The organism is Pseudomonas sp. Je.1.5.c, assembly GCF_051129895.1.
Taxonomy (GTDB): domain Bacteria; phylum Pseudomonadota; class Gammaproteobacteria; order Pseudomonadales; family Pseudomonadaceae; genus Aquipseudomonas; species Aquipseudomonas urmiensis.
This window is the reverse complement of record NZ_JBCPSP010000005.1, coordinates 1-14,771: the sequence shown is the minus strand read 5'-3', so window position 1 is coordinate 14,771 and position 14,771 is coordinate 1. Positions and strand designations below refer to the sequence as shown.

Sequence of the window (14,771 nt, the reverse complement as noted above, 5' to 3'; positions counted from 1 at the left end):
CTGAGCCCAATAGCGGCGCGGTCCCTGTGGGAGCGGGCTTGCCCGCGAAGGGCTGCAAAGCAGCCCCAGCAGCCACTTCTCAATCAAAACTGCCATGCAGCTGATGAATCTGCCGCCGCTGCTTCTTGTTCGGCCGCCCATCGGTGGTCATGCCCAGCGCCCCATCCTTGCGCTGCTGCGCCGCTTGCTCACGACGACGAATGCTCTCTTCGGTCTCGGCATACAACAGCTGCGCCTCCGGCGCACCGCGGCGTACCACTGACAGTGCCTTGACCACCACAGTGCGCTCGTCAAACCCGGTGCGCAAAACGAACTCATCGCCCACGCGCGGCTCCTTGCCCGGCTTGCAGCGCTCGCCCCGGCAATGCACCTTGCCACTTTCGATGGCGGCCTTGGCCAAGGCACGGGTCTTGTAGAAACGCGCCGCCCACAGCCATTTGTCCAGGCGCACCTTGTCGTCGTCTTCAGGCTTTTGTGCCATCTCATTTCCTCGAATTCTGTCTTTCACGGAACTGTACTACCGTGACTGACGGATGCAAAAAAACTGCGCGATGCTTACAGTTCACCACCTTATCCGCAGGGTGTGATTAGTGAAGACATTTGACCATCTGAGTGTGATCGGCCTGCGTGAGTGGGTCGCCCTGCCCGACCTCGGTGTCGCGGGGCTGCGCGCCAAGATCGACACCGGTGCCAGCACCTCCAGCCTGCACGCCACCGATGTGGAAACATTCGAGCGTGACGGTGAGCCATGGGTGCGCTTCACTGCGCACCTGGGTACCGTGGTGCAGTTGCGCCATCGTCGCTGCGAAGCGCCGCTGGTGACCATGAAGACCATCAAGAGCTCCAATGGCCAGGCCCAGGTACGCTATGTGATCCGCACCGCGCTGGCCCTGGGCGACCGGGTCTGGGAGGTCGAATTCACCCTGGCCTGTCGCAAGGCCATGCGCTACCGCTTGCTGCTCGGTTCCAAGGCGTTGATCCACGGCCAACTGGTGGTCAACCCAGGTTTGAAATACGTGCAAGACAAACCGGCCTTCCTGGCCACCCTTTCCCCTGTCACAGGTGCTGCATGAAGATCGCTGTGCTGTCGCGCAATCCGCGTCTGTATTCCACCCGCCGCCTGGTCGAAGCCGGTACCCAGCGCGGCCATGAGATGGTTGTGATCGATACCCTGCGCGCCTACATGAACATCGCCAGCCACAAGCCGCAGATCCACTATCGCGGCAAGCCGCTGGAAGGTTTCGATGCAGTGATCCCTCGCATCGGCGCATCGGTGACCTTCTATGGCTGCGCGGTGCTGCGCCAGTTCGAGATGATGGGCGTGTATCCTCTCAACGAGTCGGTGGCCATCGCCCGCTCGCGCGACAAGCTGCGCTCGCTGCAGCTGCTGTCGCGCCGGGGTATCGGCCTGCCGATCACCGGCTTTGCCCATTCTCCGGACGACATCCCAGACCTGATCCAGATGGTCAATGGCGCACCCTTGGTGATCAAAGTACTGGAAGGCACGCAAGGCATCGGCGTGGTGCTGTGCGAGACGACCCAGGCGGCAGAATCGGTGATCGAGGCGTTCATGGGCCTGAAGCAGAACATCATGGTCCAGGAGTACATCAAGGAGGCTGGCGGCGCCGACATCCGCTGCTTCGTGGTGGGTGACAAGGTGATCGCCTCGATGAAGCGCCAGGCCAAGCCAGGCGAGTTTCGCTCCAACCTGCATCGCGGCGGGGTCGCCAGCCTGATCAAGATCACCCCGGAAGAGCGGATCACCGCTATCCGTGCGGCCAAGGTCATGGGCTTGAGCGTGGCCGGGGTGGATATCCTGCGCTCCAATCACGGGCCGTTGGTGATGGAGGTGAATTCATCGCCTGGGCTGGAAGGCATCGAGGTGACCACCAGCAAGGATGTGGCTGGGATGATCATCGAGCATCTGGAAAAGAATGGCGGGCCGAATCAAACCCGGACCAAAGGCAAAGGCTGATGCTGTTGATCCTGGCCTCATCGCGGGGCAAGCCCGCTCCCATGCCAACTTCCAGCATGACGAAATTTCGGCGTGGGAGCGGGCTTGCCCCGCGATAAGGCCGGTACAGACGCTAACGATCAGACAGCATTACGCGGCAACAACAGCCCCAACGGCAAACGCACCCGCGCCTCGATCCCACCGCCAGATCGATTGCGCAATTCAACATTGCCGCCATGCTGGGCCGCGATCCGCTTGACGATCGCCAGCCCCAGCCCGGTGCCCTTGCCGCCACGCGCCCGGTCTCCGCGAATGAACGGGTTGAAGATCGTCTCCAGCTCCGACTCATCGATCCCCGCCCCGCGGTCGAGCACGCTGAGCACCACATACGGCGCACTCTCGTCGCCCGACACATAGGCCGCCACCTCGACGCCTTTGCCGGCGTGATGCAGCGCGTTGCCAATCAAGTTACCCAGCATGCGCTTGAGTGAAACCCGGCGCAGCGGGAATGGCGGGATCGGCTCCAGGCACAGGCGCACACGCTCCTGTGGCTGGTTGTACGGCGCCACCACTTCACGCACCAGATCACCCAGGTCGACCTCCTCCACCGGCTCATCACGGCCATCGCGAATGAAGGCCAGGAACTGGTCAAGGATGGCGTCCATATCCTCGATATCCCGCACCATGTCATCGGTCAGGTCGTTGTCGTTGGCCATCAGCGACAGCGACAAGCGCAGGCGTGTCAGCGGCGTGCGCAGGTCATGCGACACCCCGGCCAGCATCAACTCACGCTCACGCGCGGCCTGTTCGACGTCTTCGGCCATCTGGTTGAACGAGCGGTACACCTCGGCCATCTCGCTCGGCGTGTCGCTGATCGGCAAGCGTACGCTACGCCCCTGCCCCAGCTGGCGCGCGGCAAACACCAGGCGCTTGAGCGGTTGGTTGAGCTGGCGGACGAAGATCCAGGCAGAGGCTGTGGACAACAGGCCGATCGCCAGGAACCAGCCCAGCACGTTCCAGATTTTCTGGCCACGCAGCGGGTGCGGATACAGCGGCACCTTGAGCCAGCCCGGCCCCAGGCTCGGGGCATTGACCCACAGCGCCGGCGGGGCGTGCACGCGCAGGCGCACTTCAGTGTCTTCGCCCAGCTCGGCCTGCATCTGGCGCTGGTAGATCTCGCTGTACGGCCAGTGCTGCTCGCCTTCCGGCACACCGGAGCCGGTGACTCGGATCAAGCCAGCAGCCTCGGCGATCTTGTCGCGATTCTCCTCGTCGGCCGCCCAGTAGGCGCGCAAGGTCAGTGCCACACCATGGCTGTACTGGCGGTCGACCAGTACGTCCTCGTTCATCAACAGGTACACCAAGGTCAGCGCCTTGGAGAACAGGACGACGATCAGCACCAGCCACAGCGTGCGGGCGAAGAAGCTTTGCGGGAACCACAGGGGCGTTTTCATCGAAGACAACTATTGCAAGACAGCCGCGAGCAGGGCTCGCCAGGGTTGCCGGCCGGCCACAGACGAAAACAGGGCGGCCCGTTCGGGTCGCCCTGCCGCGTCATGGCAAGCCTGCAGGCTCATTTGCCGGCGTTTCCATCCGGCACGAACACGTAGCCCACGCCCCAGACGGTCTGGATGTAGCGCGGCTTGGACGGATCCGGCTCAATCATGCGCCGCAAGCGCGAAATCTGCACGTCGATGGAGCGCTCCAGGGCGTCCCACTCACGGCCACGGGCCAGGTTCATCAGCTTGTCGCGGGTCAGCGGCTCACGGGCGTGCATGACCAGCGCCTTGAGCACGGCGAACTCACCGGTGGTGAGCATGTGCACTTCTTCGCCACGCTTGAGCTCGCGGGTAGCCAGCGACAGCTCGTAGTCGCCAAAGGTGACGGTCTCGTCTTCGCTACCCGGAGCACCCGGTACGCTTGGCGCCTGCCGACGCAGTACTGCCTTGACTCGGGCTACCAGCTCGTCGGGGTTGAATGGCTTGGCCAGGTAATCGTCGGCGCCCAGTTCGAGGCCCTTGATACGGCTCAGCTCGTCGCCTTTGGCGGTGAGCATGATGATCGGGATCTGGTTGTTCGCCGCACGCAGCCGGCGGCAGGCGGACAGGCCGTCCTCGCCAGGCAGCATCAGGTCGAGCACCACCAGGTTGAACACTTCACGCGCCAGCAGCCGGTCCATCTGTTCGACGTTGGGCACCGCACGGGCGCGAAAGCCCTTGCTGGTGAAGAAACGTTCCAGCAGGCTGCTGAGCCCTGGATCGTCGTCGACGATGAGAATCTTGTCGCCTTCAGCGGTATTTGCGGTGCTGGTCATCAATAACTCCTCTGATATCGCCGCGTATTATGGCGTAGCCATTGCGGCGCGTGCCGTGTGCATTGTTAGCAGATTTTTCCCGGGGCGCCACTTCCGTGCAGATCCCGGCTGGCTCAGCGCCATCACCGCAAGCCTGGCGTGATGAGTATAATGCGCGGCTTTCACCCAGCGCCGCCGGGCTCGAATGCCCACCTGCGGCCTCCAGTATTCACATATTGTCAGGTGGTTCTCATGGACAGCATCAACAGCCGTATCGCCCAGGAACTGGGCGTTCGCCCGCAACAGGTCGAGGCGGCCGTGGCCCTGTTGGACGAAGGCTCGACGGTGCCCTTCATCGCCCGCTACCGTAAGGAAGTGACCGGCAGCCTGGACGACACCCAACTGCGCCACCTGGATGAGCGCCTGCGCTACCTGCGCGAGTTGGACGACCGTCGTGCAAGCATCCTGGCCAGTATCGAGGAGCAGGGCAAACTGACCCCGGAACTGGCCCGCGACATCAAGCTGGCCGACACCAAGACCCGCCTCGAAGACCTTTACCTGCCGTACAAGCAAAAGCGCCGCACCAAGGGCCAGATTGCCCTGGAGGCCGGCCTTGGCGAGCTGGCCGACGGTCTGTACGACGACCCGCAACTGAGCCCGGAAACCGAGGCTGCACGCTTTGTCGATGCCGATAAAGGCGTGGCCGACGTCAAGGCTGCGCTCGAAGGCGCCAAGTACATCCTCATGGAGCGTTTCGCCGAAGACGCAGGCTTGCTGGAAAAACTGCGTAACTTCCTTAAGCAGGAGGCCGTGCTCAGTGCCCGCCTGGTGGCCGGCAAGGAAGAGGAAGGCGCCAAATTCCGCGACTACTTCGCCCATGACGAACTGCTGCGCACCGCGCCTTCGCACCGCGCCCTGGCGATCTTCCGCGGCCGTAACGAAGGCATTCTCAGCGCCTCGCTGAAGGTTGGCGAAGAGCTGCCGGGCACCCTGCATCCGTGCGAGCTGATGATCGCCAGCCATGTCGGCATCGAAAACCGTGACCGCCCGGCTGACAAGTGGCTGGGCGAGGTGGTGCGCTGGACCTGGAAGGTCAAGCTCTACACCCACCTGGAAACCGATCTGTTCGGCGAGCTGCGCGACAATGCCGAAGGCGAGGCGATCAACGTCTTCGCCCACAACCTGCACGACCTGCTGCTGGCTGCCCCGGCTGGCCCGCGGGCGACCCTGGGCTTCGACCCGGGCCTGCGTACCGGCTGCAAGGTCGCGGTGGTCGACGCCACCGGCAAGCTGCTCGACTACACCACGGTTTACCCGCACGCGCCGAAAAACGACTGGGACCGCACCATTGCCGTGCTCGCCGCGCTGTGCGCCAAGCACTCGGTGGAGCTGATCGCCATCGGCAACGGTACCGCCAGCCGCGAGAGCGACAAGCTGATAGCTGAGCTGGTGAAAAAGTACCCCGCCCTGAAGATCACCAAGATCATGGTCTCAGAAGCCGGCGCGTCGGTGTACTCCGCCTCGGAACTGGCCGCACGCGAATTCCCTGACCTGGACGTGTCGATCCGTGGCGCCGTCTCCATCGCCCGCCGCCTGCAGGATCCGCTGGCCGAGCTGGTGAAGATCGATCCGAAATCGATCGGCGTCGGCCAGTACCAGCACGACGTCTCGCAGCTGAAACTGGCGCGTGGCCTGGACGCCGTAGTCGAGGACTGCGTGAACGCCGTCGGCGTCGACGTCAACACCGCCTCGGTGGCGCTGCTGACGCGCATCTCCGGCCTCAACGCGACCCTGGCGCAGAACATCGTTGCCCACCGCGACGCCAACGGCCCGTTCGCCACCCGTGCCGCGCTGAAAAAGGTCAGCCGCCTCGGCGAGAAGACTTTCGAGCAGGCCGCAGGCTTCCTGCGGGTAATGAACGGGGACAACCCGCTGGACGCCTCGGCGGTGCACCCGGAAGCCTACCCGCTGGTGCAGCGCATCGCCGCCGACACCGACCGTGACATCCGCTCGCTGATCGGCGACAGCGGTTTTCTCAAGCGCCTGGACCCGAAGAAGTTCACCGACGAGACCTTCGGCCTGCCGACCGTCACCGACATCCTCCAGGAGCTGGACAAGCCTGGCCGCGACCCGCGCCCCGAGTTCAAGACCGCCTCGTTCCAGGACGGCGTTGAAGACCTCAAGGACCTTGAGCCGGGGATGATCCTCGAAGGCGTGGTGACCAACGTCACCAACTTCGGTGCCTTCGTCGACATCGGCGTGCACCAGGACGGCCTGGTGCACATCTCCTCGCTGTCGGAGAAGTTCATCAAGGATCCGCGTGAGGCGGTCAAGGCCGGCGACGTGGTCAAGGTCAAGGTCATGGAAGTGGATATCCCGCGCAAGCGCATCGGCCTGTCCATGCGCATGGGCGATACCCCTGGCGAGAAGGTCGAAGGCAACCGTGGCGGTGGCCGTGGCAATGGCGGCAACCGTGCGCAGCAAGCGCCACGCCAACGCGAAACCACGCCTGCCGCCCCAGCCAATAACGCCATGGCGGCGCTGTTCGCTAACGCCAAGCAGTTGAAGAAAAAGTGATGGACGTGCCCAAGGAGTACGTCGAGAGCGCCTTCAGCCAGCTGCTGGGCTGCCGACTGCAACACCTTGAACAAGGTGTTGCCACGGTCGCCCTGGCGCTCGAACCGCACCTGCGCAACCGTGGCCAGAAGCTGCATGGCGGGGCGATCTTCAGCCTGGTCGACATCGCCATGGGCCTGGCCTGCTCGGCCAGCCATGGCTTTGACCAGCAGAGCGTGACCATCGAGTGCAAGATCAACTACATGCGCGCCGTCAGCGACGGTGAAGTGCTGTGCACCGCCCGCGTGCTGCACGCTGGGCGGCGCACCCTGGTTGTCGACGCCGACGTAGTCCAAGGCGACAAACTGGTGGCGAAAGCGCAAGGAACCTTCGCGGTTCTCTAGCTCCCAAACAGGTATCTGCGGTATTTTCGGCAGTACTGAACGGTGGGGCCGCTACGTGCCCCATCGCAAGCTGCATCAGCTCCCACAGGTTTCATGCCGTATCTGGGGGAGCTGGCGCAGCCTGCGATGGGCTATGTAGCGGCCCTGAATCGGCGTTGGCATTACCGAAAACCCAGCTAAACCAGGCGACAACGCCAGTTCCTTTGTCCCTACCCTTGTAGACCGTCATATCTACCCCCATATTGGGGCGACTGACGCGTGAAGGAATACATCTTGAGCGACCTCCTCAAAAGCCGCCTGAGCCTGCTCAGTGCCAATCTCCCCTTGCTCAAGCAGTGCCTGCACGGTATTGAGCGCGAATGCTTGCGCGTGACCGACGAAGGTCGCCTGGCCCAGACCCCGCACCCGCAAGCCCTGGGATCGGCGCTGACCAACGAGCAGATCACCACCGATTATTCCGAGTCGCTGCTGGAGTTCATCACCCCAGCCCTGGCCGATCCTGCGCAAGTGCTGGAGAACCTCGAGGAGGTCCACCGCTTCGTTCAGTCCAAGCTTGGCAACGAATACCTGTGGAGCCCGTCGATGCCCTGCGCATTGCCGGCCGAAGAAGAGATTCCGATCGCCTACTACGGCACCTCCAATATCGGCCAGCTCAAGTACGTCTACCGCAAGGGCCTGGCCCTGCGCTATGGCCGCACCATGCAGTGCATTGCCGGTATTCATTACAACTTCTCGCTGCCTGAAGCGCTTTGGCCGCTGCTGCGCCAAACCGAAGGCGGCACCGAGAGCGACCGCGACTACCAGTCGTCGGCGTACATCGCCCTGATCCGTAACTTCCGCCGTTACAGCTGGCTGCTGATGTACCTGTTCGGCGCCTCGCCGGCGCTGGACGCCGGCTTCCTGCGCGGCCGTGCGCATCAGCTCGAGCACCTCGACGCCGAAACCCTGTACCTGCCCTACGCCACTAGCCTGCGCATGAGCGACCTGGGTTACCAGAGCAGCGCCCAGGCCGGCCTGACGCCGTGCTACAACAACCTCGCCAGCTACACCGACAGCCTGCGCAAGGCGGTGGGCACGCCCTACCCGCCCTACGTCGAGGTCGGCACGCACAAGGATGGCGAGTGGGTGCAGCTGAACACCAACATCCTGCAGATCGAAAACGAGTATTACTCGAACATTCGCCCCAAGCGCGTCACCTACACCGGCGAGCGGCCGATCCAGGCGCTGATGGCCCGTGGCGTGCAGTACGTCGAAGTGCGCTGCCTGGACATCAACCCGTTCCTGCCGGTGGGTATCGACCTGGCGCAGGCGCGCTTCCTCGATGCCTTCCTGCTGCTCTGCGCGCTCGACGACAGCCCGCAGCTGGACAACGGCGAATGTGGCCAATGCACCAACAACTTCCTGACCGTGGTCAAGGAAGGCCGCCGCCCAGGGCTGGAGCTGCAGCGGGGCGGTCAGCCGATCGCGCTCAAGACCTGGGCCTCTGAGTTGATCGAACGCATCACGCCACTGGCCGAGCTGCTCGACCAGGCCAACGGCGGTGAGGAGCACGTTCGGGCGCTACGCGCGCAGCAGGCCAAGATCGATGATCCTGAGCTGACGCCATCGGCCCAGGTCCTGGCACGCATGACCGAACACGACGAAACCTTCGTGCAGTTCTCCCTGCGCCAGAGCCAGCTGCACGCCGCAACGTTCCGCGAGCAGCCGCTGAGCCCGGAGCGCCAACAGGCCTTCGAGACCCTGGCGCGCAACTCGCTTGCCGAGCAAGCCAAGCTTGAGCAGGAAGAAGTCGGCGATTTCGATGTGTTCGTCGGCGCCTACCAGGCGAGCATCCTGGCGATCAGCAACTGATGACCCGCACAGCCACGCCACGCAAGCCACGCGCGAGCAGCCAGGCCAGGATCGAAGCGATCCTGGCGGCGGCGCGCGAACTATTGGCTGAGCAAGGTGTGGCTGGGCTGTCGGTGTACAGCGTTGCCGAGCGGGCGCAGATTCCGCCGTCTTCGGTGTATCACTTCTTCGCCAGCGTTCCGGCGCTGCTTGAAGCGCTCACCGCCGATGTGCACCGGGCGTTTCGCGAAGCATTGCGGGCGCCGATTGACCCCGCCACGCTGGTGACCTGGCATGACCTGTCGCGACTGATCGAGCAACGCATGCTCGACATCTACAACGGCGATGCCGCGGCGCGTCAGTTGATCCTGGCGCAACATGGTCTGAGCGAAGTGGTGCAAGCCGACCGGCAGCACGACATGGAATTGGGCGAGCTGATGCACAAGCTGTTCGACCAACACTTCCAGTTGCCGGCGGTGCCGAGCGACGTCGATGTGTTCGCCCTGGCCATGGAACTGAGCGACCGGGTGTATGCCCGCTCGGTGCAGTTGCATGAGCAGATCACCCCGCGCATGGCCGAGGAAGGCAAGCGGGTGTTCGAGGCGTACCTGGGGTTATACCTGCCGCCGTTCCTGCCAAAACGCATTTGAAGAACGCGCAACGTGGGAGCGGGCTTGCCCCGCGATAGCGACCGTCGCGACACCCTCGTCGTCCGGCCTGACACTATCGCGGGGCAAGCCCGCTCCCACGTATCACGCTCACCACATGGCATGGCTGGGCATGCTCAGGTCATCACAGCTTGGCGATGGACACCTCGGTCGATTTGACGAAGGCAATCACTTCGCTGCCGACCTGCAGCTCCAGCTCACGCACGGAGCGGGTGGTAATCACCGAGGTGACGACGCCGGAAGCGGTCTGCACGTCGATTTCCGACAGTACCGGACCTTCGAGGATTTCTTTCACGGTGCCTTTGAACTGGTTACGGACGTTGATGGCTTTGATAGTCATGGCTTGATTCCTTCTTTCTGGCTTCTGGGGTTCAGTGGGCCCAACGCAGTTGCGTGGGCAAAGGGGCTACAGGGTCCGGCTCGGGCGGTGTGCCCGGGACGGAAAGAACACGGTTGAGCACTTCGCTTTCCAGCGCCGCCAGGCGGTGCGAACCACGCGCACGGGGCCTGGCCAGGTCGACGTTCAGGTCCAGGCCGACTTCGCCGTCCTCGATCAGGATCACCCGGTCGGCCACCGCAACTGCCTCGCTGACGTCATGGGTGACCAACAGCACGGTGAAACCATGCTGACGCCACAGGCGTTCGATCAGTTGCTGCATCTCGATCCGGGTCAGCGCATCCAGAGCACCGAGCGGTTCATCCAACAGCAGCAGGCGCGGCTGGTGAATCAGCGCACGGGCCAAGGCCACACGTTGCTTCTGGCCACCGGACAAGGCCGCCGGCCACTCATTGGCGCGATCGGCCAGGCCGACCGCTTCCAAGGCTTGCAGCGCCTTTGGCCGCCAGTCGCCGGACAACCCCAGGCCGACGTTGTCGATCACTTTTTTCCAGGGCAGCAATCGCGCGTCCTGGAACATCAAGCGGGTTTCCTCACGAGCCTCGGCCAACGGCGCAGCACCGGCCAGCAGTTCTCCGGCACTGGGCTTGTCGAGCCCGGCCAGCAAGCGCAGCAAGGTGCTCTTGCCGCAGCCGCTGCGCCCTACGATGGCGACGAACTGACCGGCCGGGATGTGCAGGTCGATCCCGCGCAGCACTTCGCGCTGACCGAACGTCTTGCGCAGGCCTTGGGATGCCAGGGGGATGCCACGCAACAAGCGCGGCGGTTGTTCCTTGAGCACGGTCATGCGCCCTCCTTCTTCGCCGGTTGGTAGGCCGGGTGCCAGCGCAGCCAGACACGCTCCAGGCCACGGGCGGCGAGGTCGGCGAGCTTGCCGAGCACGGCATACATGACGATGGCCAGCACCACCACGTCGGTCTGCAGGAACTCACGCGCATTCATTGCCAGGTAACCGATACCGGCGTTGGCCGAAATGGTCTCGGCGACGATCAAGGTCAGCCACATGAAGCCCAGGGCGAAACGCACACCGACCAGGATCGACGGCAGCGCACCGGGCAGGATCACCTGGCGGAACAGGCCAAAGCCTGACAGGCCGTAGCTGCGCGCCATTTCCACCAACGCCGGGTCCACATTACGAATGCCGTGGTAGGTGTTCAGGTAGATCGGGAACAGCGTGCCCAGCGCGACCAGGAAGATCTTGGCCGACTCATCGATGCCGAACCACAGGATCACCAGCGGGATCAGCGCCAGGTGCGGTACGTTGCGGATCATCTGCACCGAGCTGTCGAGCAGACGTTCGCCCCAGTTCGACAGGCCAGTGATGAAGCCCAGCAACAGACCGATGCTGCCGCCGATCAGGAAGCCGACGCCTGCGCGCCAGCCACTGATCGCCAGGTGGCTCCAGATCTCGCCGCTGCGCACCAGCTCGACGCCTGCACTGATCACCGCACTCGGCGCCGGCAGGATGCGGGTCGACAGCCAGCCTGCGCTGACTGCCAGTTGCCACACCGCCAACAGCAGCACGGGCAAGGCCCACGGCGCCAGGCGTTGCGACAGGTTGGAGGAGGTTGCACGACTCATGGCCTACGTCCTCAGCTCTGCGACACGGACTTGGGCAGGATGTCGTTGGCCACCATCTCGCCGAACGGGCTCACGTAGCCGCCGGACTTCGGCTGCTCTGGGCGCTGCACGTCCAGGTGCGGGAACAGCAGTTCAGCCACCCGGTAGGACTCTTCCAGGTGTGGATAACCAGAGAAGATGAAGGTATCGATACCCAGGTCTGCGTATTCCTTGACCCGCGCCGCAACGGTCGGGCCATCGCCCACCAGCGCAGTGCCGGCGCCACCGCGCACCAGGCCAACACCGGCCCACAGGTTGGGGCTGACTTCGAGGTTGTCGCGCTTGCCGCCGTGCAGGGCAGCCATGCGTTGCTGGCCAACCGAGTCGAAGCGCGCCAGCGAAGCCTGGGCACGGGCGATGGTGTCATCGTCCAGGTGCGAGATCAGGCGATCGGCAGCGGCCCAGGCCTCTTCGTTGGTTTCCCGCACGATCACGTGCAGACGAATACCGAAGCGTACTTCGCGGCCTTGGGCGGCGGCTTTCTCACGCACCTGGGCGATCTTTTCGGCCACGGCCGATGGCGGCTCGCCCCAGGTCAGGTACAGCTCGACCTGCTCGGCGGCCAGGTCCTGGGCCGCTTCTGACGACCCACCGAAGTACAGCGGCGGGCGCGGTTGCTGGATCGGCGGATAGAGCAGCTTGGCGCCCTTCACCTGGATGTGCTTGCCGTCATAGTCGACGTTTTCGCCTTCGAGCACCTTGCGCCAGATGCGGGTGAATTCGACCGACGCTTCGTAGCGCTCCTGATGGTTCAAGTGCAGGCCGTCGCCCGCCAACTCGTCCGGGTCACCGCCGGTCACCAGGTTGAACAGCGCGCGGCCATTGGACAGGCGATCGAGGGTCGCAGCCTGGCGAGCGGCCACGGTCGGCGAGATGATGCCTGGGCGCAGGGCGACCAGGAATTTCAGGTTCTGCGTCACCGGGATCAGCGACGCAGCGACCAGCCAGGAGTCCTCGCAAGAACGTCCGGTCGGGATCAGCACCCCGCCAAAGCCAAGGCGGTCGGCGGCCTGGGCGATCTGTTGCAGGTAACCGTGGTCGACCGCGCGGGCGCCGTCGGAGGTGCCCAGGTACTTGCCGTCACCGTGGGTGGGAAGGAACCAGAAAATATTAAGGCTCATTGGAGTTGTCTCCTCAAGTGGGGCTCAGCCGGAGCGACGCCCCGGCACAGGCGAATCAATCAAGGCGCGCTAGCGACCTTGGCCGGGGGTGTCCAGATCACGTCCTTGATGCTCAGCGGCTTGGGAATCAGCTTGAGCGCCTGGAAGGTGTCGGCGATCTTCTGCTGGGCGGCCACCACTTCAGGGGTCAGCGGCGCGGCACCGTAGCCTTGGCGCTTGACCGAGGTCAGGGTGATGTCGGCGGGCAGGCCGAGCAGGGGTGCAACCTGGTCGGTGACTTGCTGCGGGTTGGCCTGCGACCACTCGCCAACGGCGCGGACTTCTTCGATCAGGGTGTTGATCACCGCCGGATGTTGGGTGGCGTAATTGCGGGTTGCCAGGTAGAACTGGTGGTTGTCGACCAGATCCTTGCCATCACGCAAGGTGCGCGCTTGCAGTTGCTGTTCGGCGGCGGCCTGGTACGGGTCCCAGATTACCCAGGCATCGACGCTGCCACGCTCGAACGCGGCGCGGGCATCGGCTGGCGGCAGGTACACCGGTTGGATGTCGGCGTATTTCAGGCCAGCGTCTTGCAGCGCGCGGACCAGCAGGTAATGCACGTTGGAGCCTTTGTTCAGCGCAACCTTCTTGCCCTTGAGCTCTTTTACCGACTGGATCGTCGAGCCCTTGGGCACCAGGATCGCTTCGCTGTGCGGGGCTGGCGGCTCGTAGGCCACATACAGCAGATCGGCGCCAGCGGCCTGAGCGAACACTGGCGGGGTTTCGCCGGTGACGCCGAAGTCGATCGAGCCGACGTTCAAGCCTTCGAGCAGCTGCGGGCCACCAGGAAACTCGGTCCATTGCACCTGGATGCCCTGTTCGGCCAGGCGCTTCTCAAGCGTACCCTTGGCCTTGAGCAGCACCAGGGTGCCGTATTTCTGGTAACCGATGCGCAGGCTCTGGGCCTGGGCTTGGGTGATGGCGCCGAAGGACACAGCCGCCGCAAACAGGGCGACCAGACCGCGACGCAAGAAGACTGTGCGCATGGCGCTCTCCTGTGCGAATGAGGTTCGGGTTGCACCTGCTTGCCTCGTTGACGGGCGAGTAAGGTGGAAAAACAGTGAAGCGGTTGGGCGAGTTCAGATACTCCAGCGAGCACTGATCAGGCGTTCGTTGAGCTCGCCAGGAGCCACCGGTTTCGGCCGGCGGGCCAAGGCGCTGTGAAACGTTTCCAGCGAATCGAGCAGTCGCGCTTGCAGCGCGTCGGCCAACTGCGCCGGGTTGTTGCCTTCGCCGTAGGCGATCTGGCTGTCGTCGGCGAAGATCCCTTGCAGGGTCTCCTGCGCCTTGAGTGCCGACAGCACGGGTTTGAGTGCGTAATCCACCGCCAGCATGTGGGCGATGCTGCCGCCGGTTGCAATCGGCAGGACCACCTTGTGTTCCAGCGCGCGCTCCGGCAGCAGGTCGAGCAAGGTCTTCAGGGCGCCAGCAAACGATGCCTTGTACACCGGGGTGGAAACCACCAGGCCATCGGCCTGGGCGACCAGGTCCTGGAAGTGGCGCACCTGCGGGCTGTCGAAGCGGGCATGCAGCAGGTCTTCGGCGGGGAACTCACGTACCTGGAAGGTCACCACCTCGACCCCGCGATCCTGCAGCCACTGGCGTGAACGCTCTAGCAGCACGCCGGAGCGTGAACGGGTACTTGGGCTTCCACCGACCGAAACAACCAGCATTGACGCGCTTCCTTGGATTCGTTGCCGGGGCTTTGCAGTTGTACGCCCCGCTGATGGAGTGACATTAACAGCACATCACATATATCTATAAATCATATTTTTTCATTTGTTTATTCCATTTTTAATATAAAGCGAAACCAGCGATTGCGTGGGAGAAGGCTGCGTGGAAAACGGATTGCGTGGGAGCGGGCTTGCCCCGCGATAGCTATCGCGGGG

The 14,771-nt window shown here is 63.8% G+C and carries 15 protein-coding genes; 6 read left to right on the top strand and 9 right to left on the bottom strand.

Features of this window, described 5'->3' with window-relative positions:
* Positions 1-79: 79 nt before the first annotated feature.
* Positions 80-481, bottom strand: a complete 402-nt coding sequence (locus tag AAZU54_RS05995) for an RNA-binding S4 domain-containing protein (RefSeq protein WP_186552865.1) — start codon at positions 479-481, stop codon at positions 80-82.
* Positions 482-623: 142 nt separating this feature from the next.
* Between AAZU54_RS05995 and AAZU54_RS05990 the strand changes: the two genes are divergently transcribed.
* Complete coding sequence (locus tag AAZU54_RS05990) at positions 624-1,073, top strand: ATP-dependent zinc protease family protein (RefSeq protein ID WP_264235378.1); 450 nt, start codon at positions 624-626, stop codon at positions 1,071-1,073.
* On the top strand, positions 1,070-1,975 hold the full coding sequence (gene rimK, locus AAZU54_RS05985; RefSeq protein ID WP_119137413.1) for a 30S ribosomal protein S6--L-glutamate ligase: 906 nt from the start codon (positions 1,070-1,072) through the stop codon (positions 1,973-1,975). Before AAZU54_RS05990 ends, rimK begins: the two co-directional genes overlap by 4 nt.
* A 119-nt stretch (positions 1,976-2,094) precedes the next feature.
* On the opposite strand, the gene AAZU54_RS05980 is transcribed toward rimK, so the two are convergent.
* Both AAZU54_RS05980 and ompR read right to left on the bottom strand, forming a co-directional pair.
* Positions 2,095-3,408, bottom strand: coding sequence for an ATP-binding protein (locus AAZU54_RS05980; RefSeq protein WP_186552866.1), 1,314 nt, complete (start codon positions 3,406-3,408; stop codon positions 2,095-2,097).
* A 119-nt stretch (positions 3,409-3,527) separates the two neighbouring features.
* Entirely contained in the window at positions 3,528-4,268 is a 741-nt protein-coding gene (gene ompR / locus AAZU54_RS05975) for an osmolarity response regulator transcription factor OmpR (RefSeq protein ID WP_186552867.1), read from the bottom strand.
* Positions 4,269-4,499: 231 nt separating this feature from the next.
* Between ompR and AAZU54_RS05970 the strand changes: the two genes are divergently transcribed.
* The 4 genes from AAZU54_RS05970 (at position 4,500) to AAZU54_RS05955 (ending at position 9,687) form a co-directional block, all read left to right on the top strand.
* Positions 4,500-6,824 (top strand): Tex family protein, encoded by a 2,325-nt coding sequence (locus AAZU54_RS05970; RefSeq protein ID WP_434726818.1) that lies wholly within the window; start codon positions 4,500-4,502, stop codon positions 6,822-6,824.
* On the top strand, positions 6,824-7,207 hold the full coding sequence (locus AAZU54_RS05965) for a PaaI family thioesterase (protein WP_186552869.1): 384 nt from the start codon (positions 6,824-6,826) through the stop codon (positions 7,205-7,207). Before AAZU54_RS05970 ends, AAZU54_RS05965 begins: the two co-directional genes overlap by 1 nt.
* Before the next feature lie 273 nt (positions 7,208-7,480).
* Positions 7,481-9,058 carry a glutamate--cysteine ligase gene (gshA, locus tag AAZU54_RS05960; protein ID WP_434726817.1) on the top strand — a complete coding sequence of 526 codons (1,578 nt, stop codon included), beginning with the start codon at positions 7,481-7,483 and terminating at the stop codon, positions 9,056-9,058.
* Positions 9,058-9,687: a TetR/AcrR family transcriptional regulator gene (locus AAZU54_RS05955; protein ID WP_186552871.1), complete on the top strand. Its 630-nt coding sequence runs from the start codon at positions 9,058-9,060 to the stop codon at positions 9,685-9,687. Before gshA ends, AAZU54_RS05955 begins: the two co-directional genes overlap by 1 nt.
* A gap of 142 nt (positions 9,688-9,829) precedes the next feature.
* On the opposite strand, the gene AAZU54_RS05950 is transcribed toward AAZU54_RS05955, so the two are convergent.
* The 6 genes from AAZU54_RS05950 to ssuE form a co-directional block, all read right to left on the bottom strand.
* Complete coding sequence (locus AAZU54_RS05950; protein WP_027595183.1) at positions 9,830-10,045, bottom strand: TOBE domain-containing protein; 216 nt, start codon at positions 10,043-10,045, stop codon at positions 9,830-9,832.
* A gap of 31 nt (positions 10,046-10,076) precedes the next feature.
* Positions 10,077-10,889, bottom strand: coding sequence for an aliphatic sulfonates ABC transporter ATP-binding protein (gene ssuB / locus AAZU54_RS05945; RefSeq protein ID WP_186552872.1), 813 nt, complete (start codon positions 10,887-10,889; stop codon positions 10,077-10,079).
* Positions 10,886-11,683, bottom strand: a complete 798-nt coding sequence (gene ssuC / locus AAZU54_RS05940) for an aliphatic sulfonate ABC transporter permease SsuC (RefSeq protein WP_186552873.1) — start codon at positions 11,681-11,683, stop codon at positions 10,886-10,888. Before ssuC ends, ssuB begins: the two co-directional genes overlap by 4 nt.
* An 11-nt stretch (positions 11,684-11,694) precedes the next feature.
* On the bottom strand, positions 11,695-12,843 hold the full coding sequence (gene ssuD, locus AAZU54_RS05935; RefSeq protein WP_264235201.1) for an FMNH2-dependent alkanesulfonate monooxygenase: 1,149 nt from the start codon (positions 12,841-12,843) through the stop codon (positions 11,695-11,697).
* A 59-nt stretch (positions 12,844-12,902) separates the two neighbouring features.
* Positions 12,903-13,868, bottom strand: a complete 966-nt coding sequence (locus AAZU54_RS05930; protein ID WP_312154770.1) for a sulfonate ABC transporter substrate-binding protein — start codon at positions 13,866-13,868, stop codon at positions 12,903-12,905.
* Positions 13,869-13,961: 93 nt separating this feature from the next.
* Positions 13,962-14,555, bottom strand: a complete 594-nt coding sequence (gene ssuE, locus AAZU54_RS05925; RefSeq protein WP_186552876.1) for an NADPH-dependent FMN reductase — start codon at positions 14,553-14,555, stop codon at positions 13,962-13,964.
* Between the last annotated feature and the right edge of the window lie 216 nt (positions 14,556-14,771).